Annotated in this window: 21 protein-coding genes; 16 read left to right on the top strand and 5 right to left on the bottom strand. The window is 66.1% G+C overall.

Features of this window, described 5'->3' with window-relative positions:
* Nucleotides 1-3: 3 nt before the first annotated feature.
* From ACIGJG_RS25145 to ACIGJG_RS25125, 5 genes are read right to left on the bottom strand one after another with little or no spacing between them, the layout of a single operon-like run.
* Entirely contained in the window at nt 4-834 is an 831-nt protein-coding gene (locus tag ACIGJG_RS25145; RefSeq protein WP_011300868.1) for an SDR family NAD(P)-dependent oxidoreductase, read from the bottom strand.
* 50 nt (nt 835-884) lie between these two features.
* Complete coding sequence (locus ACIGJG_RS25140; protein WP_011300869.1) at nt 885-1,301, bottom strand: MaoC family dehydratase; 417 nt, start codon at nt 1,299-1,301, stop codon at nt 885-887.
* 10 nt (nt 1,302-1,311) lie between these two features.
* Entirely contained in the window at nt 1,312-1,755 is a 444-nt protein-coding gene (locus tag ACIGJG_RS25135; RefSeq protein WP_220630152.1) for a MaoC family dehydratase N-terminal domain-containing protein, read from the bottom strand.
* A 20-nt stretch (nt 1,756-1,775) separates the two neighbouring features.
* Nucleotides 1,776-2,963 (bottom strand): lipid-transfer protein, encoded by a 1,188-nt coding sequence (locus ACIGJG_RS25130; RefSeq protein ID WP_011300871.1) that lies wholly within the window; start codon nt 2,961-2,963, stop codon nt 1,776-1,778.
* A gap of 36 nt (nt 2,964-2,999) precedes the next feature.
* Complete coding sequence (locus ACIGJG_RS25125) at nt 3,000-4,556, bottom strand: long-chain-fatty-acid--CoA ligase (protein ID WP_483673164.1); 1,557 nt, start codon at nt 4,554-4,556, stop codon at nt 3,000-3,002.
* 255 nt (nt 4,557-4,811) lie between these two features.
* On the opposite strand from ACIGJG_RS25125, the gene ACIGJG_RS25120 reads away from it, so the two are divergent.
* The 16 genes from ACIGJG_RS25120 to ccmI all read left to right on the top strand — a co-directional run bounded on the left by ACIGJG_RS25120 (nt 4,812) and on the right by ccmI (nt 19,723).
* Nucleotides 4,812-7,553 carry a winged helix-turn-helix domain-containing protein gene (locus ACIGJG_RS25120; RefSeq protein ID WP_483673162.1) on the top strand — a complete coding sequence of 914 codons (2,742 nt, stop codon included), beginning with the start codon at nt 4,812-4,814 and terminating at the stop codon, nt 7,551-7,553.
* Nucleotides 7,554-7,708: 155 nt separating this feature from the next.
* Nucleotides 7,709-8,260: a hypothetical protein gene (locus ACIGJG_RS25115; RefSeq protein ID WP_181184341.1), complete on the top strand. Its 552-nt coding sequence runs from the start codon at nt 7,709-7,711 to the stop codon at nt 8,258-8,260.
* Nucleotides 8,261-8,488: 228 nt separating this feature from the next.
* On the top strand, nt 8,489-8,653 hold the full coding sequence (gene napE, locus ACIGJG_RS25110; RefSeq protein WP_041680544.1) for a periplasmic nitrate reductase, NapE protein: 165 nt from the start codon (nt 8,489-8,491) through the stop codon (nt 8,651-8,653).
* A gap of 92 nt (nt 8,654-8,745) precedes the next feature.
* Nucleotides 8,746-9,084, top strand: a complete 339-nt coding sequence (locus ACIGJG_RS25105; RefSeq protein ID WP_011300876.1) for a chaperone NapD — start codon at nt 8,746-8,748, stop codon at nt 9,082-9,084.
* On the top strand, nt 9,056-11,551 hold the full coding sequence (napA, locus tag ACIGJG_RS25100) for a periplasmic nitrate reductase subunit alpha (RefSeq protein WP_011300877.1): 2,496 nt from the start codon (nt 9,056-9,058) through the stop codon (nt 11,549-11,551). Before ACIGJG_RS25105 ends, napA begins: the two co-directional genes overlap by 29 nt.
* Nucleotides 11,552-11,582: 31 nt before the next feature.
* On the top strand, nt 11,583-12,089 hold the full coding sequence (locus ACIGJG_RS25095; protein ID WP_011300878.1) for a nitrate reductase cytochrome c-type subunit: 507 nt from the start codon (nt 11,583-11,585) through the stop codon (nt 12,087-12,089).
* Between the two features lie 21 nt (nt 12,090-12,110).
* Nucleotides 12,111-12,698, top strand: coding sequence for a NapC/NirT family cytochrome c (locus ACIGJG_RS25090; protein ID WP_011300879.1), 588 nt, complete (start codon nt 12,111-12,113; stop codon nt 12,696-12,698).
* A 3-nt stretch (nt 12,699-12,701) separates the two neighbouring features.
* Nucleotides 12,702-13,382, top strand: a complete 681-nt coding sequence (gene ccmA, locus ACIGJG_RS25085) for a cytochrome c biogenesis heme-transporting ATPase CcmA (protein ID WP_373460795.1) — start codon at nt 12,702-12,704, stop codon at nt 13,380-13,382.
* Between the two features lie 7 nt (nt 13,383-13,389).
* Entirely contained in the window at nt 13,390-14,058 is a 669-nt protein-coding gene (gene ccmB / locus ACIGJG_RS25080; protein ID WP_011300881.1) for a heme exporter protein CcmB, read from the top strand.
* Between the two features lie 2 nt (nt 14,059-14,060).
* Nucleotides 14,061-14,852, top strand: coding sequence for a heme ABC transporter permease CcmC (gene ccmC, locus ACIGJG_RS25075; RefSeq protein ID WP_011300882.1), 792 nt, complete (start codon nt 14,061-14,063; stop codon nt 14,850-14,852).
* Complete coding sequence (locus ACIGJG_RS25070; RefSeq protein WP_086004457.1) at nt 14,849-14,995, top strand: heme exporter protein CcmD; 147 nt, start codon at nt 14,849-14,851, stop codon at nt 14,993-14,995. The genes ccmC and ACIGJG_RS25070 overlap by 4 nt, the downstream gene beginning before the upstream one ends.
* Nucleotides 14,992-15,471, top strand: a complete 480-nt coding sequence (gene ccmE / locus ACIGJG_RS25065) for a cytochrome c maturation protein CcmE (RefSeq protein WP_011300883.1) — start codon at nt 14,992-14,994, stop codon at nt 15,469-15,471. Before ACIGJG_RS25070 ends, ccmE begins: the two co-directional genes overlap by 4 nt.
* Nucleotides 15,468-17,489 carry a heme lyase CcmF/NrfE family subunit gene (locus tag ACIGJG_RS25060; RefSeq protein WP_220630146.1) on the top strand — a complete coding sequence of 674 codons (2,022 nt, stop codon included), beginning with the start codon at nt 15,468-15,470 and terminating at the stop codon, nt 17,487-17,489. The genes ccmE and ACIGJG_RS25060 overlap by 4 nt, the downstream gene beginning before the upstream one ends.
* Nucleotides 17,486-18,025 (top strand): DsbE family thiol:disulfide interchange protein, encoded by a 540-nt coding sequence (locus tag ACIGJG_RS25055; RefSeq protein ID WP_011300885.1) that lies wholly within the window; start codon nt 17,486-17,488, stop codon nt 18,023-18,025. Before ACIGJG_RS25060 ends, ACIGJG_RS25055 begins: the two co-directional genes overlap by 4 nt.
* The gene (locus tag ACIGJG_RS25050) at nt 18,018-18,509 is read left to right on the top strand and encodes a cytochrome c-type biogenesis protein (protein ID WP_011300886.1); all 492 of its coding nucleotides are present in this window, start codon (nt 18,018-18,020) and stop codon (nt 18,507-18,509) included. The genes ACIGJG_RS25055 and ACIGJG_RS25050 overlap by 8 nt, the downstream gene beginning before the upstream one ends.
* Nucleotides 18,506-19,723 carry a c-type cytochrome biogenesis protein CcmI gene (gene ccmI, locus ACIGJG_RS25045; RefSeq protein WP_140948745.1) on the top strand — a complete coding sequence of 406 codons (1,218 nt, stop codon included), beginning with the start codon at nt 18,506-18,508 and terminating at the stop codon, nt 19,721-19,723. Before ACIGJG_RS25050 ends, ccmI begins: the two co-directional genes overlap by 4 nt.
* The last annotated feature ends 41 nt before the right edge of the window (nt 19,724-19,764 follow it).

The raw sequence follows: 19,764 nt of genomic DNA, 5'->3' as shown, positions 1-19,764 counted from the left end.
CGATCAGGGACGGCCGCCGCCGCAGATCAGCACCTGGCCGGTGATGTAGTTCGACTCGGGGATGCACAGCAGGTACACAGAACCCGCAGCTTCGACCGGCGTGCCGCCACGGCCCAGCGGGATCATCGCTTCGATATTTTTCATGAGCTGCGGATTCACGCCAACCTTGATCTCGTTGCCGCCGATGTTCAGCGTCGAGGTGTTGTCCGAGCCGGCCGTGGCCTCGGTCAGGCGCGTCTTGATCAGGCCGAACGCCACGCTGTTGACGTTGACCTTGTAACGGCCCCACTCCTTGGCGAGCGCCTTGGTCAGGCCGTTGATGGCGGCTTTGCCGGCCGAGTAGTTGGCCTGGCCGGCGTTGCCCATCACGCCCGATACCGACGAGATGTTGACCACCTTGCGGAACACTTCCTGGCCGGCCTCGGCTTCCTTCTTGGCGGCTTCGCGGAAGTAGTCAGCGGCGGCGCGCAGAATGCGGAACGGCGCGGTCACGTGCACGTCCATGATGGCCGACCACTGTTCGTCGGTCATCTTCTGGATCACGTTGTCCCAGGTGTAGCCGGCGTTGTTGACGATGATGTCCAGGCGACCGAAGGTCTGCAGCGCGGTACCGACGAAGCGGGTGCCGAAATCGGCTTCGGTCACGCTGCCCACGCACGCGACGGCCTTGCCGCCGGCGGCGACGATCTCCTGCACCACGGCCTGTGCCGGTTCCGCGTCGAGGTCGTTGATCACGACGGCTGCGCCTTCGCTGGCGAGCTTCAGCGCGATTTCACGGCCGATGCCGCGGCCCGAACCCGAAACGATAGCGACCTTGTCGACGAGTTTTCTCATTTCCTGTACTCCTTTGCTGATCTGTTGAATGTCCCGGCTGTCCGGCCGCCTCAGGCGGCAAGGGCGATCAGTGCATCGCCTGACAGCTTGATTTCGCCCGCCTGGTTGCGGGTCTCCAGTGCCACGCGCACGGTGCGCGCAACGTCATCCTTTTCCACAACCGTGCCGGTGCACGCGATCTCGTCGCCGACATGCGTGATCGCGGCAAAGCGCACCGAGAAGCTGCGAATGTCTTGTTGCGACACCCAGTTGGTCAGCAGACGGCCGAGGTAAGCCATCGACAGCATGCCGTGGGCGAATACGTCAGGCATGCCTGCCCTGCGCGCAAAGTCGATATCGACGTGGATCGGGTTGTGGTCGCCCGAGGCACCGGCGTACAGCGCCAGCGTGAGGCGGTTCAGCGGCGGCGCGGTAAAGGACGGCAGCTCCGTGCCGACCGCGATCTCATCAAACCGGAGGGTCTGCATGGCTGTCTCCTTAGCTGTTGCGCACGACGATGGTGCTGCGCAGGTCGGCGACCGGGTCGCCCTTGGCGTCAGTCACACGGGTTTCGCGCACCACGAACTCCAGTGCGCCGCCCTTCTTTTCGTAGATGTCGGCCACGCGGGTTTCGAAGGTCAGGCACTCGCCCGCATAGGCCATTCGGTGGTATTCGAAATGCTGCTGGCCATGCAGGACCTTGCCGATATCGATGTTCAGCCGCTCGATCATGGCGCGCGGATTGGGCGATTCCATTTCGAGGCAGAACAGGAAAGTGGGCGGTACCGGCAGGTCCGGATAGCCCGCGGCCTCGGCCGCAGCCAGGTCGGTGTAGCGCGCATCATTCTGGCCCGTCGCCTTGGCGAAGAAGCGCAGGCGTCCGGCCTCCACGTCGACGGAATGGCGCGAGATCAGCGCGCCGATATGGATCTTGTCGATCATCTCTGTGCTTCCTTTACCGCTTATTGCTGGCGTTCGTACAGCGTCACCACGCAGGCGCCACCGAGGCCGAGGTTGTGCTGCAGCGCCAGGCGCGCGCCTTCGACCTGGCGGTCACCGGCCTTGCCGCGCAGTTGCCAGACCAGTTCGGCGCATTGCGCGAGGCCGGTGGCACCCAGCGGGTGACCCTTGGACAGCAGGCCGCCCGACGGATTGGTAACCACGCGGCCGCCGTAGGTGTTGTCGCCATCGACGATGAATTTCTCGGCAGTACCGACCGGAGTCAGACCCAGGCCTTCGTAGGTAATCAGCTCGTTGGCGGTGAAGCAGTCGTGCAGTTCCACCACGTCGATATCGGTCGGCGCAACACCGGCCTTCTCGTAGACGGCTTTCGCTGCGGCAGCGGTCATGTCGTAGCCCACCACCTTGCGCATGTCGCCTTCGTCGAAGGTGCTGTTGCGGTCCGTGGTCATGGCTTGCGCGGCGATGTTCACGCGCGTGTCGAGGCCATGCTTGCGCGCGAACGCTTCCGTGCACAGGATCGCGGCGGCAGCGCCGCAGGTCGGCGGGCAGCACTGCAGGCGTGTGAGCGGGTCGAACACGGTCGGCGCCGCCATGACCTCTTCCAGCGTAACGGTATTGCGGAACACTGCAAACGGGTTGCGCGCGGCATGCTGGCGCGCCTTGACCGAGATGCGCGCGAAGGTGTCCGGGCGGATGCCGTATTCCTTCATGTACGCACGGCCCGCGCCGCCGAAGAACTGCGCCGCACGCGGCGCCTGCTCGTCGAAGCCCTGGACTTGCGCCATGGTCTTCGCAAAGCGTTCCATCGGGCCAGGACGGTCGGTATAAGCGCCCTTGAGCGCGCCCGGCACCATCTGCTCGAAGCCGACCGCGATGGCGCATTCAATCGCGCCGCTTTCCACGGCCTGGCGCGCCAGGAACAGCGCGGTCGAGCCGGTGGCGCAGTTGTTGTTGACGTTGATGACCGGAATGCCGGTCAGGCCGACGCCGTAGATGGCGGCCTGGCCCGACGTCGAATCGCCGAACACATAGCCAACGTAGGCCTGCTCTACCAGCGCGTAGTCGATGCCAGCATCTGCCAGCGCGGCCTTGGCCGCATTGGCGCCCATCACGCCATAGTCATCGCTGGCGCCAGGCTTGGTGAACGGGATCATGCCGACGCCGGCCACTACCACTTTGTTGCTCATGTCGATTTCCTCTGAGAATTAAAGAAGGCGGCCGCCTCAGTTGACCTGCCGGGTGCTGTCTTTCCAGTACGGGGAGCGCAGATCGCGCTTGAGGATCTTGCCGGCCGCGGACAGCGGCATCTCGGCACGGAATTCGATGCTCTTCGGGCATTTGTAGCCCGCGATAAACTGGCGGCAGTGCTCGCGCAGGCCGGCCTCGTCGGCCTGCGCGCCGGGCTTGAGCACGATCACCGCATGCACGGCCTCACCCCAGCGCGCATCAGGCACGCCGATCACGGCGCACGACGCCACCGCCGGATGGCGCGAGAGCACGTTCTCGACTTCCGCCGAGTAGACGTTTTCGCCGCCGCTCACGATCATGTCCTTGAGTCGGTCGACGATGAACAGGTAGCCGTTTTCATCCATGTATGCGCCGTCGCCGGTATGCAGCCAGCCATCGCGCAGCGTGGCCGCGGTCTCGGCGGCCTTGTTCCAGTAGCCCTGCATGACGTTCGGGCCGCGCACGATGATTTCGCCGACGGTATTGCGCGGCACTTCGACGCCCTGATCGTCCACGATCTTGACCGTGACGCCGTACCCGGCGCGGCCAGCCGAGCGGTACAGGCCGCTGGCACGGCCCTCCGGGCCGTGATTGACGGGCGGATTGACGGAGACCACCGGAGCGGCCTCGGTCAGTCCGTACGCGTGGAAGAACTGCACCTGCGGCAGCGCGGCCAGCGCAGCATCGAGCAGGCCAGCACTGATCGGCGAGGCACCATAGTTGATGCGCTGCAGGCCGCGCAGGTCATGGCTCGCGAAATCGGGATGCGAGAGCACCGCGTGCAGCATGGTCGGGACTAGCAGGATTTCATTGACCTGTTCCCTCACCATGGTGTCGAGCACTTCCTTCGCATCGAAGGCGGGAATCAGCGCATGCGTGGCACCGGCGACGAACAGCGTCACCGCCTTGGCCATGGCCGCGGTGTGGAACAGCGGGCACGCATGCAGCGTGATGGTGTCTTCGGGGCACGGATACTGCGCCATGCGCGAGATCGCCGACGACCACAGGTTCATGTGCGACTGCATCACGCCCTTGGGCTTGCCCGTGGTGCCGCCTGTGTACATGATGGCGGCCAGGTCGTCGCCGCCGCGCTGCGCGTCTTCGACCGGCGTAGCTTCGGCAACAAGCCGCTCGTACGACAGCATGCCGTCGGGCGTGGAGTTGTCACCGACGTGGATCAGCACCGGCTTTCGGCTGGCGCTCGCAACGATGCCGGGCACCATCGGCAGGAAGTGGTCGTCGACGATCAGGATGCCGGTGTCGCAATCGTCAAGCGAGTAGACGATCTCGGGCACGCTCCAGCGGGTATTGACGGGATTGAGCACGCCGCCGCCCCACCAGACCGACAGCATGTATTCGAGATAGCGGTCCGAGTTCAGCGCCAGCATGCTGACGCGGTGCCCTTCGGCCATGCCCAGCTGGCGCAGTGCGCCGGCCAGGCGCGCGACGCGGTCGCCAAGCTGGCGAAAGGTCTGGCGGCGGGTACGAAAGATAGTGGCCGTGCGATCAGGCGTTTGCTGCAGACAGCGATGCAGCCCTTGGGTCAGGTACATACTGCGAAGTCTCCGGAGTGCGTGGGCGGCGGGGAGGACGTGGCGCCCCGCTGTAGTCGGCCACTTTAGGAGCCGCCCTGTCGGCTGTCGTCCGTCGAAGGGAGGAAAATCCCGGCGGACGCCGAATCGTTCGAAAGAACTACGACAGGCGTACGCAGGCGTGGAACAATCGCGTTTTTCCTGAATCCGATGGCCAGTATGCGTAGAATTGATCACAAATCAGGCAAAACTGTAGTCAGACGCGTCGGATAAGCCATGCACAAAGGAGTAGAGGACATCCCCTTGCCTGCCCGCCCGCCCTCGCGCGGGCTGGTGGCGTCGAAGCTGGTGCCGCCAGCCAGCGGACCGGCGACACTGCCGCGGCCGCAGCTCGTACAGGGCATGCTTGATGCCAGCGCGGCGCGGCTGATCCTGATTCGCGCGGCCGCCGGCTTTGGCAAGACCACGCTGATGCAGCAATACGCCGTCCAATGCGCGGCGCGCCAGCGCAGCACGGCATGGTTACGCGTGGACGGCGGCGACAACGACCTCGAACGGTTCCTGGTCCACCTCGACGCCGGCCTGCAGGCTCTGCATGGCAAGCGCAAGGCCGCGCGGGGCACCGCGCCCGCCGATGACACGACCGGGCCGCGGCTCGCGCACCGCATCATCGAACAGGTGGCCAGCGCCGTGTTGCCGTTCAGCATCCTGCTCGACGACTTCGAGACCGTCCAAAGCTCATCGGTGCTGAACTTCGTGCAGCAACTCGTCGAAGCCATGCCGCCGTGCGGCACGCTGGTGATCGCCTCGCGCGTCACGCCCGAAATCGGGCTGGGACGCATCCGTGCGCGCGGGCACCTGCTCGAGATCCACCCCGCGCAGTTGCGCTTCACGCTCGAAGAAGCCACTGCGCTGATCCGCGAGCGCTGCCACCTGCCGCTGCGCGACAGCGAGATTGCCACGCTGCACCGCTGCACCGAAGGCTGGGCCACCGCGATCTACCTGGCCACGCTGTCCCTCCAGACACGCACGGACCACGCGGCATTCGTCGCCTCGTTTTCGGGCACCAACCTTGAACTGGCCGAATACTTGGCCGAGGACATCCTCGCGCAGCAGAGCGATGCCTGCCGGTCGTTCCTGCTCGAAACCAGCGTACTGGGCCAACTCAGCGCGTCGCTGTGCGACGCTGTCACGGGCCGGCAAGACAGCCGCGCGATGATCGACTACCTCGAGCGCGCCAACCTGCTGCTGTTCCCGCTGGACGGCGACCGCACCTGGTATCGCTACCACCAGCTCTTTGCCAGCTTCCTGCAGCACCGGCTGGACTTGCAGCAACCGGGCCGCGCGACGGAATTGCACCGGGACGCGGCCCGCTGGTACCTCGAGCAGAGCCGGCCGGTGCCGGCGGTGGACCACCTGCTACAGGCCGGCTTGCACGACGAAGCGCTGCCCCAGATCGCGCGGCAGGCCGATGCGCTGCTGAGCGCGGGCCGCGTCCGGTTGCTCGTGCGCTGGCTCGACCCGATCCGCCCCGAAGCGCTGGCGCGCCATCCGCGCCTGAGGCTCGCACGTGCGTGGGCGCTGCTGCTCAACCGACGCTACGCCGATGCCCTGCAGGCCGTCGAATCGATCCAGGCGCTTGGCGACAGCGGTGGCAGCGAGCGGCTCGCCGTGGAAGCGGAAACGATCCGCTGCGTGCTGCTGGTCATGACCGACCAGGTCGAGGCCTGCCGCCAGGCCAGCATGGTCCAGATCAACCGGCTTGGGCCCGACGACCTGTTCCAGTACTGCATCCTCGCCAACTCGCTGGCCTACAGCCTGATCTGCACCCACCGCTACGACGACGCGCGCAGCGTGTTGTCGCGCGCGATCCAGCGCGGTGCCGATGAGCGTTCGGTATTCATGCGCAGCATCGCCGATTGCCTGGAAGGCCTCATCGATCTGGTGCATGGCCGCCTTGGCAACGCGCTGGCGCGCTTTCACACCGCCTCCACGCGCACGTGGAACGACGCGAGCGGGGACATCACCGGCGACAAGCCGGCGATCGACACCTCGTGGTCGCTGGCGCTGTACGAGAACGATGCACTCGACGAAATGGCGCGGCTGCTCGCCGACGCGCTGCCCTACACCAAGGCCAACGGCCCGCCGGACTCGGTGATCGGCTGCCATGTGCTGAGCGCGCGACTGGCGCTGCTGCGCGGCGACAAGGAGCAGTGGCTGCGCGTGCTGGCAGAACTGGAACAGCTCGGTCAGCAGGTCAATGCAGAACGGTCGGTGTGCTCGGCGTGGATAGAGCGCGCCCGCGTAGCCACGCTCGAAGGCCGGCTCGACGCCGCCGAACAGGCGCTGCGCGCCGTCGATCTGTATGGCGGCTGGGAAGCCCGTGATACGGCCGGACACGCCAACGACATCGAACGTCCGTCGATCACGCGGCGCCGCCTGGAAATTGCGCAGGGACAGCATGCGGTGGCACTCGCCGCACTGGACGAAGCCATCGGCGCTGCCATTGCGCACCAGCGCTTCTGGCGCCTGCTCAAACTACGCATCCTGCGCGCCACGGCGCTCGACGGCCTCGCGCGGCGCGACGAGGCGTTGCAGGAAATCACTGAAGCGCTGCGGCTCGCCAGCCACGAAGGCTTTGTACGCACGTTCCTCGACGAAGGTGAGCGGATCGCCATGCTGGTACGCAGTTGGGCTTCGGCATACCAGACGCAGGCGGCGGGCCTGGGCATTGCCCCGCAGTTCGTCACGCGGCTGCTGGCGAAGCTGCCGAGCGCGCCTGTCGCCACCGAAGCGGAACCCGCTTTGGTAGCCGGCCTGTCGGACAGCCTTACGGCGCGCGAACTGGAAGTGCTGCAGATGCTGTCGGCGGGCCTGCGCAACCGCGCGATTGCGGAGAAGCTCTTTCTCTCCGAACTGACGGTAAAGTCACACCTGCGCAAGATCAACGCCAAACTCGGCGCGCAGAACCGCACGGAGGCTGTCGCTATCGGGCGCTCCCGCGGCCTGATCCCGTGAAGCGAAAAGGCCGGTCGGCGCACATCGGCGCACGGACCCTCCTGCAGCGCGACGCCGACGCCGCCTCACTATTCCGCATTGCACAATGCCTCATGAACTTGCTTGTCCAGGCAAGGATTCGCGCCCAAGCTGGAGGTGTCGAACAGGAGGACATCATGAAACCCACCAACTTCGTCTGGCACTACACGGTCGGCACGAGGTTGCCAGCCATCGCGGAATCCGGCTTGCTGATCCCCGCAAGGTCGCTGCACGCCACGGCGTCGCTCGGCGTGCTGTGGTTTTCACGCCAGCAGACGTGGGAGCCGTCGACCGCCAGGACCGGCTGGAAACGCCACCCCGCCGCCAAGACCGCTTTCCCCGAGAAGGACGGCGTGTTCCGCTTTGGCCTGCCGGCGTCGGACAACCGTCTTGTGCCATGGCCCGCGGTCACGCGCCTGGCCGATATCGACATCCCGGAAGCCATGGCCATGGTTTCGGCCGGGCTGCGCCGCGGCGCCACCCCGACCGACTGGGTCGGCGTGCTGGCGCAGGTGCCGCTGGCTGAACTGCGCTTCCAGCACTGGGACGGCGCCGCCTGGCGCGATGCACGGCTCGACGAACTTGACCTCGCTGCGCTTGCTGCAATGCGCCCCGCCGTGCCCCCCGAACACGGCAAGCCACTATCCGTGGCTGTGGCCCGGAGCGGCGCAATGCACGACGTATACTGACGCGGAGCCGTCTGCGAGACGCTTGCGCCACACCGCCAGCGGAGCCCATCGGGCTGCGCCTGCCGCAGCAAGAATATGGCCCGATCCGGATGAACTGACGCGCGTGTCCCAACATTCTGCGGGGCTGCATGCAGGTGCAGTCTTGACACCTTGGCGCCTGCTTTGTTTAATGGGTAACACATATCAAGCCTGCCGCATGAAAGGCCCCACCCATTACATCAAGCCATGATGGAAAAAGGCGGCATCGAAGATCCGCAGCGCAAGAAGGAAGAATTGCGCAGCTTCCTGTTTCTTACCGCGGTGATGGTACCGGTGCTGTCGGTCATCACCGTAGCCGGTTACGGCTTCATTGTCTGGATGAGCCAACTCATCAGCGGCCCTCCTACGCATTGAGTCCGCAACCCTCTCGCCAGAGAGAGTGCAACAAAGGCGACCATAAAAAGGCTGCAACACAGAATTAAACGGCCTTTAGCTGGAGTTACCGAATGCCAGCTGCAAGATCTTTTATACCCATCGGGCCGGTCTCCGCCGGCGAGGAATGGCATATCGCCGGGATTGTCGTGTACGCGCATCCCGACAGCGTGAGCCGCGTGCGCGCCGCCGTCGAAGCCATGACGGGCGTGGAGATCCATGCTGCCAGCGAAGCCGGCAAGCTGGTCGTCACCGTCGAAGCCCCCTCCTCCCGCGCCATTGCCGCGCAGCTGACCTGCCTTCACCAGCTCGAAGGCGTGCTGTCGGCCACCCTGGTCTATCAGCACAACGAAGACGCCGAAGCCATGAACGAGGAGATCGACGATGAAAGTCTCTCGTCGGGATTTCATTAAACAGACTGCCATCGCAGCGACAGCATCGGTTGCTGGCATTCCGCTTGGCACCGAGGCCGCCAACTTCGTCACCGACAGCGAAGTCACGAAGCTGAAGTGGTCGAAGGCGCCCTGCCGCTTCTGCGGCACGGGCTGCGGCGTCACCGTGGCCGTGCGAGACAACAAGGTGGTGGCCACGCAGGGCGATCCGCAGTGCGAGGTCAACAAGGGCCTGAACTGCGTCAAGGGCTACTTCCTGTCGAAGATCATGTACGGCCAGGACCGGCTCACCAAGCCGCTGCTGCGCATGAAGAACGGCAAGTACGACAAGAACGGCGAGTTCGCGCCGGTCACGTGGGACCAGGCGTTCGACGAGATGGAGCGCCAGTTCAAGCGCGTGCTCAAGGAGAAAGGCCCGACCGCGGTGGGCATGTTCGGCTCCGGCCAGTGGACCGTTTGGGAAGGCTACGCGGCGTCCAAGCTCTACAAGGCGGGCTTCCGTTCCAACAATATCGACCCGAACGCACGCCATTGCATGGCGTCTGCAGTGCAGGGCTTCATGCGCACCTTCGGCATGGACGAGCCGATGGGCTGCTATGACGATTTCGAGGCCGCCGACGCGTTCGTGCTGTGGGGCTCGAACATGGCGGAGATGCACCCGATCCTGTGGACGCGCATCACGGACCGGCGCCTGAGCCACCCGAAGACGCGCGTGGCGGTGCTGTCCACTTTCACGCACCGCTCGTTCGACCTGGCGGATATCCCGATCATCTTCACGCCGCAGACCGACCTGGCGATGCTGAACTACATCGCCAACTACATCATCCAGAACAACAAGGTCAACAAGGACTTCGTCAACAAACACACGGTGTTCAAGGAAGGCGTGACGGAAATCGGCTACGGCTTGCGGCCTGACCATCCGCTGCAGAAGGCCGCAAAGAACGCGGCCAATCCGGGCGATTCGAAGCCCATCACGTTTGATGATTTCGCCAAGTTCGTCTCCAAGTACGACGCCGACTACGTCAGCAAGCTCTCCGGCGTACCGAAGGACAAGCTCAGGCAGCTTGCCGAGCTGTACGCGGACCCCAACGTCAAGGTGATGTCGTTGTGGACCATGGGGTTCAACCAGCATACGCGTGGCAGCTGGGTCAACAACATGGTCTACAACGTCCACCTGCTGACCGGCAAGATCGCCACGCCGGGCAACAGCCCGTTCTCGCTGACCGGGCAGCCGTCCGCGTGCGGCACCGCGCGCGAAGTCGGCACGTTCTCGCACCGGCTCCCAGCCGACATGGTGGTCACGAATCCGAAGCACCGCGAGGAAGCCGAGCGCATCTGGAAACTGCCACCAGGCACCATCGTCGAGAAGCCCGGCTACCACGCCGTGCTGCAGAACCGCATGCTCCGGGACGGCAAGCTCAATGCGTACTGGGTGCAGGTCAACAACAATATGCAGGCGGCGGCCAACATCATGGAGGAAGCCCTGCCGGGCTACCGCAACCCCGCCAACTTCATCGTTGTTTCGGACGCATACCCGACCGTGACAGCGCTGTCGGCGGACCTGATCCTGCCCAGCGCGATGTGGGTGGAAAAGGAAGGCGCCTACGGTAACGCGGAACGCCGCACGCAGTTCTGGCACCAGCTTGTCGATGCGCCGGGCGATGCGCGCTCCGACCTGTGGCAGCTCATGGAGTTTTCCAAGCGCTTCAAGGTCGAGGAAGTCTGGCCGGCCGAACTCGTGGCAAAGAAACCTGAATACAAGGGCAAGACGCTGTTCGACGTGCTGTACCGCAACGGCCAGGTCGACAAGTTCCCGATCAAGGAAGTCAGCACCGAATACCACAATGCCGAGGCCCAGGCCTTCGGCTTCTACGTGCAGAAGGGCCTGTTCGAGGAATACGCGAGCTTCGGCCGCGGGCATGGCCACGACCTGGCACCGTTCGACCGCTACCACGAGGAACGCGGCCTGCGCTGGCCCGTGGTCAACGGCAAGGAAACGCGCTGGCGCTACCGCGAAGGCAGCGATCCTTATGTCAAGGCCGGTACCGGCTTCCAGTTCTACGGCAATCCCGACGGCAAGGCCGTGATCTTCGCGCTGCCGTATGAGCCGCCACCGGAATCGCCGGACAAGGAATATCCGTTCTGGCTCGCCACCGGGCGCGTGCTGGAACACTGGCATTCCGGCTCGATGACGCGGCGTGTGCCCGAACTCTACCGGGCCTTCCCCAACGCGGTGGTGTTCATGCATCCCGAAGACGCCAAGGCCATGGGGCTGCGGCGCGGCGTCGAGGTGGAAGTGGTGTCGCGGCGCGGGCGCATGCGTTCGCGCGTGGAGACACGCGGCCGCGACGCGCCGCCGCGTGGCCTGGTCTTCGTGCCGTGGTTCGATGCAAGCCAGCTCATCAACAAGGTCACGCTCGACGCGACCTGTCCGATTTCGCTGCAGACCGACTACAAGAAGTGCGCGGTGAAGATCGTCAAGGTGTAGCCGCCCACGCCAATCCACAAAAGGAGACGCCATGAAGCCGAGCCGATCCTGGGCACCGCTGCTGGCCTTGTGTACCTGGCTGCTGGCGGCATTTGCATTTGCCATGTTCGCGGCCGCGCCCGCCGGCGCGCAGGGCGTGGTCGACGCCATGCGTGGTCCTACGCCCGTGGCCAACGAGACCAAGGCCCCGATCCTGTACCCGACCGAGAACAAGGACATCCGGCGCACGCGCAATTACACCATGCAGCCGCCGACGATCCCCCACAAGATCGACGGCTACCAGCTTGACAAGGACTTCAACCGCTGCATGTTCTGCCATGCACGCACGCGGACCGAGGAGACGCAGGCCATTCCGGTCAGCATCACGCATTACATGGATCGCGACAACAATGTGCTGGCCGATGTCTCGCCACGGCGCTATTTCTGCACCCAATGCCATGTACCGCAGGCCGACGCGAAGCCGCTGGTCGGCAATAACTTCGTCGATGTGGAAACGATGCTCAAGCGCAAGCCCGGCGCCAAGAGCGCGGGCAAGTAACCAACAAGACAGGTGCGCGCCATGCTGGATCTCATCAAGCGCTATTGGCGGACCATCAACCGGCCCAGCGCCTATTTCAGCCTGGGCTTCCTGACGCTGGGGGGTTTCATTGCCGGGGTGATGTTCTGGGGCGCGTTCAACACCGCGCTGGAGCTGACCAATACCGAGCAATTCTGCACCGGTTGCCATGAGATGCGCGACAACGTCTACCAGGAACTGCAGGGCACCATCCACTTCACCAACCGCAGCGGCGTGCGCGCCAAGTGTTCGGACTGCCATGTGCCACACAACTGGACCACCAAGATGGCGCGCAAGATGCAGGCGTCGAAAGAGGTCTGGGGCAAGATCTTTGGCACGATCAATACGCGCGAGAAGTTCCTCGCGCACCGGCTGGAGCTGGCCCAGCACGAGTGGGCACGCTTCAAGGCCAACGACTCGCTTGAATGCCGCAACTGCCACGACTACCAGTCGATGGACTTCACGCGCCAGAGCCCGCGCGCACAGGCCATGCATTCGACCTATCTGGAAAACAAGGAAAAGACCTGCATCGATTGCCACAAGGGCATTGCCCACCACCTGCCCGACGTGTCGAAAGCCGGGGAACAGTAGCGCGTGCCGACTCCCTCTTCCGGGCTCTCCTGTAATGGCGTTGCCGTTGGCCCGGTGCTGCGGGCCAACGATCTTGCGTTTTCTCGTGGGGGGCGCCCTGTCTTTACCGGCATCGACTTCAGCGTCAGCGCAGGCGGCGTGATACAGGTCGTGGGCCCGAACGGCAGCGGCAAGTCGTCGCTGCTGCGCGTGCTGAGCGGACTGCTGCAACCGGCTAGCGGCAGCGTGAGCTGGCTCGGCAAATGCGTTCGCGCAGGCGATCCGGCCTACCTGCAGTCGCTCGCCTACGTCGGCCATGCTGACGGCATCGATACCGACCTGACTGCGGACGAACACCTGCGCTACGCTGCGCGGCTCACTGGCCTGCACGCGACGAACGAGACCGTGCGCGTGGCGCTCGCGCGGCTTGGCATCGCAAAGACCATGCATGTCCCAGTACGGACGCTTTCGCAAGGCCAGCGCCGCCGCGTCGCGCTGGCGCGGCTGGCGTTGGTCTGGCGTGCGTTGTGGCTGCTCGACGAACCGCTCACCTCGCTCGATGACGAATCGGCCGCCTGCTTTCACGACCTGCTTGACGAGCACCTCCGCGACGGCGGCATGGCGGTGATCGCCACGCACCGGCTGTTGCCCGGCGGCGGGGAAGTACTGCAACTTGGCGGCGCGCATGCGCTGCCCCCCGCCTGATCGCGCCATGCTCGCAACCCTTGGCGCCATCGTCATGCACGACCTGTCGCTCGCCTGGCGGCGGCGCGGCAGCCTGCTCGGCAGCGTGGTGTTCTTCGTCATCGCCGCGAGCCTGTTCCCGCTTGCGATCGGCCCCGAGCCGCAGCAACTGCGCGCGCTCGCGCCGGGCATCCTGTGGGTGGCGGCGCTGCTCGCATCGATGTTGTCGCTGTCGCGGCTGTTCGCTCAGGAGTACGCCGATGGCAGCCTCGACCAACTGCTGCTTTCGCCGCAACCGCTGGCCTTGCTGGTGCTGGGGAAGATCTGCGCGCACTGGCTGACCAGCGGGCTGCCGTTGCTGCTGCTCACGCCGTTGCTGGCGCAGCAGTACAGCCTGCCCGCCGGGTCCGCGCTGCTGCTGTCGGCATCGCTGCTGGTCGGCACGCCGGCGCTGAGCCTGATTGGCGCGGTCGGCGCCGCGCTAACGCTGGGCGTGCGCGGCGGTGCGGTGCTGCTGTGCGTCCTGGTGCTGCCGCTGTGCGTGCCGGTGCTGGTGTTCGGCGCCAGCGCGGGCGTCGCGGCCGACGCCGGGCTCGATGTGATGCCGCAATTCTCGCTGCTGGGCGCATGCCTGGCGCTGTCGCTGTTCCTGTGCCCGCTCGCGACCGCGGCGGGTCTGCGCATCGCCATGGAGTAGACATGGGCCAACCGCTGCACCCCACCCACGCGGTCGCCGACCGGCCTGGCATGCGGCGATCGCGCTGGCTTGCGTTCGCCGCGCCGGTGCGCTTCTATCCGCTCGCGGGCAGGCTCGCACCATGGTTCTTTGCCGCCGCCGCGCTGTTGCTCGTGGGCGGACTGTGGATCGGCTTCGTCGTGGCGCCCACCGATGCGCAGCAGGGCGAGGTCTACCGCATCATCTTCATCCACGTGCCGGCCGCATGGATGTCGATGTTCATCTACTTGGTCATGGCCGGCTATTGCGCGCTGGCGCTGGTGCTGCGCACGCGCCTGTCGTCCATGATGGCCTCGGCGCTGGCGCCGACCGGCGCGCTGTTCACCGCGATTGCGCTGTGGACCGGCGCGCTGTGGGGAAAGCCGACCTGGGGCACGTGGTGGGTCTGGGATGCGCGGCTGACGTCGGAGCTGATCCTGCTGTTTCTGTACCTGGGCTTCATCGCGCTGGAGGCCGCCATCGACGAGACCCGGCGGGCCGAGCGCGCTTGCGGCGTGCTCGCGCTGGTCGGCATGGCGAACGTTCCGGTGATCTATTTTTCCGTGCAATGGTGGAACACGCTGCACCAGGGCGCGTCGATCAGCCTGACCGCAGCGCCTTCGATGGCCGCGACCATGCTGGCCGGCATGCTGGTGATGACGCTCGCGTGCTGGATGTACACGATCGCCGTGGCGCTGGTGCGCGTGCGTTGCATCCTGCGCGAGCGCGGCGAAGCCGGCACGCTGCCGGCCGAACTTCGGAAGACTGCACCATGAGCGAATTCACGTTGTCTTCGCTGACCGGCCACGCAGGCTATATTGCCGGCGCATTCGGCGTGGCATTCGCGCTGATCGGCGTGGAACTTGTCCTGCTGGCGCGGCGTAGCCGTGCCAGCGCCACACGGCACACGCCGCGATGACGCCGCGCCAGCGCCGCCTGGGCATGCTGCTGGCCGCGCTGGCCTGCGCGGGCATCGCGCTCGCGCTCGTGCTCAATGCATTTCGCTCGAACCTCGTGTTCTTCTTCAGCCCGAGCCAGGTTGCCGCGCACGAGGCGCCGGCTTCGCGAAGCTTCCGGCTCGGCGGTCTCGTCGCGCCCGGCTCCATTCGCCGTGAAGGCGACGGCATGACCGTCCGCTTCATCGTCACCGACAAGGCGCGCGAAGTTCCGGTGGTCTATCGCGGCCTGTTGCCGGACCTGTTCCGCGAAGGCAAGGGCGTGGTCGCGCGTGGCACGCTAGACCGCAGCGGCACCTTCGTCGCCAGCGAGGTACTGGCCAAGCACGATGAAAACTACATGCCGCCCGAAGCCGCCGATGCGCTGAAGCAGGCGGAACAGGTCAACCGCCGCATGGCGAGCCAGTTAGCGGAAGGCGAACGGGAGACGCAGCGATGATCCCGGAACTCGGACACTTTGCATTGATCGTGGCGCTGTTGGCCGCCATGATGCAGGCTCTGCTGCCGCTGGCCGGCGCGGCGCGTGCCAATGCGGCGTGGATGTCTGTCGCCAGGCCTGCAGCGCGCGTGCAGTGCGCGTTGATAGTGCTGGCCTACGTGACACTGACGCTGGCCTTCGCGGGCAATGACTTCAGCGTGCGCTACGTCGCCGCAAATTCGAACAGCGACCTGCCGCTCGCCTACCGGCTGGCCGCCGTCTGGGGGGGACATGAGGGCTCGATGCTGCTGTGGACGCTGATGCTGGCGCTGTGGTCCCTCGCGGTCTCGGTGTTCAGCCGCCGCCTCCCGCTGCCCGTGGTCGCACGCGTGCTCGGCGTGATGGGCGCCATCAGCAGTGGCTTGCTGCTGTTCCTGCTGTTCGCGTCCAATCCGTTCATCCGCCTGCTGCCGCCGGCAATGGCCGGTCGGGACCTTAACCCGCTGCTGCAGGACCCCGGCATGGTGTTCCATCCGCCCATGCTTTACATGGGATACGTCGGCTTTGCCGTGACCTTTTCCTTTGCCGTCGCGGCGCTGCTCGAAGGGCGCCTCGACGCCGCGTGGGCACGCTGGGCGCGGCCGTGGACCACGGTGGCCTGGATGTTCCTGACGCTCGGCATCATGCTTGGCAGCGCATGGGCCTACTACGAGCTGGGCTGGGGCGGCTGGTGGTTCTGGGATCCGGTCGAGAATGCATCGTTCATGCCGTGGCTCGCCGGCACGGCGCTGATGCATTCGCTCGCGGTGACGGAGAAACGCGGCGCGTTCCGCGCCTGGACCGCGCTGCTCGCGATCTTCACGTTCTCGCTGAGCTTGCTCGGCACCTTCCTGGTCCGCTCGGGTGTGCTGACCTCGGTCCACGCGTTCGCCGTCGACCCGAAGCGCGGCATCTTCATCCTCGCGCTGCTGGGTCTTGTGACCGGCCTGGCGCTCGCGCTGTTTGCATGGCGCGCGCCGCGACTCGCTCGGCGCACGGCGTTCAGCCTGCTGTCGCGGGAAACTTTCCTGCTCGCCAACAATGTGCTGCTGGCCATCGCGGCGGCGACGGTGCTGCTGGGCACGCTCTACCCACTGCTGGTCGATGTGCTCGGCCTCGGCAAGATCTCGGTGGGCCCGGCCTACTTCGAGCAGGTCTTCGTGCCGCTGATGGCGCCCGCCGTGCTGCTGATGGGCGCCGCGCCGCTCGCGCGCTGGCGGCAGGGCGACTTGCCGGACATGGCGCGCCGGCTGCGCTGGGCAGCCGCGGCCAGCATCGCCATTGGTGTCGGCCTGCTGCTGATCCTGCGCAATGCATCGGCACTGACCGGACTTGGCTTGCTGCTCGCGGCCTGGTGCGCTGCGAGCGCGGCCGCCAGCGTGGCCGCAAGGCTGCGCAACCAGCGCGGACGCCGGCTGGCCGCGCTGCGGCAACTGCCGGCCGGCTATTTCGGCATGCTGCTGGCTCACCTTGGCGTGGGCGTGTTCATCGCGGGCGTGACGCTCGTGAGCAGCCAGGAAAGCCTGCGTGAGCTGCCGATGCAGCCCGGCGAGACCGTCGCCGTCGGCGATCATGACTTCCGCTTCGGCGGCGTCAGTTCCGCCACGGGCCCGAACTACGAAGCGCTGCGCGGCATCATCAGCGTGTCGCGCCACGGCAAGACGATCACCACGCTGATGCCCGAACGCCGCATCTACCGCAGCCAGGACATGCCGACCACCGAGGCCGCCATCGACAGCGGCTTCACACGCGATCTCTACGTGGCGCTCGGCGAATCGCTCGGCGAAGGCCGCTGGGCCGTGCGCATCCACGTCAAGCCGTTCGTCGACTGGATCTGGGGCGGGTGCGTGCTGATGGCGATCGGCGGGCTGCTCGCGGCCTGTGACCGGCGCTACCGGCTGCACCGGCAGGCTGCCAGCGCTGTGGCACCGGAAGCGAATGTCCCCCAGCCTCAGGCGCCCGCACTGGCGCTCGCTGGCAGCGAGGAGACGCAGGCATGACGCGCTTCCTGCTGCCGCTTGCGGTGTTCCTGGCGCTCGCTGTGGCGCTGGCCGCGGGCTTGCGCCACGATCCGCGCGAGCTCCCGTCGCCACTGGTCGGCAAGCCCGCGCCAGCATTCGTGCTGCCGGTGCTTGACGAGGACGGCCAGAAGCTCGGCGCGGCTGATCTGCGCGGCAAGGTGTGGTTGCTCAATGTCTGGGCATCGTGGTGCACAGCGTGCCGCGCTGAGCATCCGGTGCTCGTCGACTTCGCGGCGCGCTCGCGCGTGCCGCTGTACGGGCTCAACTACAAGGATCAGGACAGCGCCGCGCGCGACTGGCTGCGGCGCATGGGCAATCCGTATGCGGCGTCGCTGGTCGATGCCGACGGGCGCGTGGGCATCGACTTCGGCGTGTATGGCGTGCCGGAGACCTTTGTTATCGACAAGGCCGGCGTGATTCGCTACAAGCAGGTCGGTCCGGTGACGCAGGAGGTGCTGGAGCGCAAGCTGATCCCGTTGCTGGAGTCTCTGCAGAAGGGGGACGGCCATGCGTAGGCCGACGCTCGCGTGCTGCGTGCTGGCGCTCTCGCTGCGTGCCATTGCCGCACCGCTCACCGACGCAGAACTCGACGCACGCGTCCACGCGCTCTCCGAGCAACTGCGCTGCCTCGTCTGCCAGAACCAGACGCTGGCCGACTCCAACGCAGAGCTAGCCGTCGACCTGCGCCGGCAGATCCGCGAGCAACTAAGGCAGGGCGCCAGCGACGAAGCCGTGAAGCAGTATCTCGTGCAGCGCTACGGCGATTTCGTGCTCTACAAGCCGCCGCTGAAGCCGCTGACCTGGCTGCTGTGGTTTGGCCCGCTGCTGTTGTTGCTCGTCGTGCTGGCGGCCCTGTGGCGCCCCCGCGCGCGCCGCGTTGCACCCGCGGGTCCCCTGGACGACGCCGAACGCCGCAGGCTGGCGGAGTTGCTTGATGAACCGCCACCGCAGCGGTCCCCGCGTTCGATCGACACGTTGCCACCGTTATCGCCGCCATGACGACCTTCTGGTTCCTTGCCGCAGCGTTGATGGCCGTGACCATGGCGGGTCTGTTATGGCCGCTATTGCGCCATTCCTCCGGCACAACCGTCTCGGACCGCCCTGTCCCGGCGTTGCGCGAGATATACCGTGACCAGCTCAGCGAACTCGACACCGATCTGCGCGCCGGCACGCTGAGCCCTGCAGGCCATGCGGACGCGCGCAACGAGCTTGCTCGCCGCCTGCTCGACGACACGGGTGACCAATCCATCACGGTGCGCAGCCAGCGTTCATCCACGTTGCTCGCCGCGGCCTTGCTCGCCGTGCTGCCAAGCGCAGCCATCTTGCTCTACCTGCATCTCGGCAACCCCGTCGCGCTCTGGAATGCCAGCGACATGCACGGCATCGAAGACGGCCAGCACGAACTCAGCGTCGCGCAGATCGAAGGCATGGTGAACCAGCTCGCGACACGCCTGCACGACAAGCCTGAGGATCCCGAGGGGTGGTCCATGCTCGCGCGTTCCTACACTGCGCTGCAGCGCTACGACGATGCCGCCGCGGCTTACGCAAAGGCGGTTGTCCTTGCGCCCGACGTGGCGGCACTGCGCTCCGACTATGCCGATGTGCTCGCCAGCCTCAATGGCGGCTCGCTCGAAGGACCGGCGACTGAGCAGATCCAGCGCGCGCTCGCGCTCGATGCTGATGACCCGAAGGGCCTGGCGCTGGCCGCGAGCGCAGCCGCCGAACGCGGCGAGACCGCTCAGGCCATCAGCTATTGGGAACACCTCTATCGCCTGCTGCCGCCGGATTCGCAGACCGCCGCACGGGTCGCGGCCAACCTGGCTGCGGCGCGTGGCGACACCAGGGCGTCCGTAGCCACCCACGGCAGCATCAGCGGAACCGTCACACTCGCGCCCGATGCCAGCCGCAAGCCCGGTCCCGATGAAACAGTCTTTGTCTATGCGCGCACCGTCGATGGTTCGCGCATGCCGCTGGCCGTGCTGCGCCGGACCGTTCGCAACCTGCCGCTGCATTTCACACTGGACGATTCGCTTGCGCTCACGCCCGAGCGCAAGCTGTCGGGACAGGAACAAGTCATGGTGGAGGCGCGCATTTCGGCAAGCGGCAATGCGATGCCGCAGGCGGGGGATCTCGTGGGCCAGGTGGGTCCTGTGCGGATCGGTACCGGAGATGTGCGCATCGTCATCGGTGCCATGGGCACCGATGCACGTTGATGCAGCCGTCGCGCGCCGCCTGACGAGCCGCGGAAGTAGAA

It is taken from the genome of Cupriavidus sp. C1SS-2L, from assembly GCF_057073735.1.
Note: the sequence above shows the minus strand (reverse complement) of the source record. Positions and strands in the feature narration are given on the sequence as shown.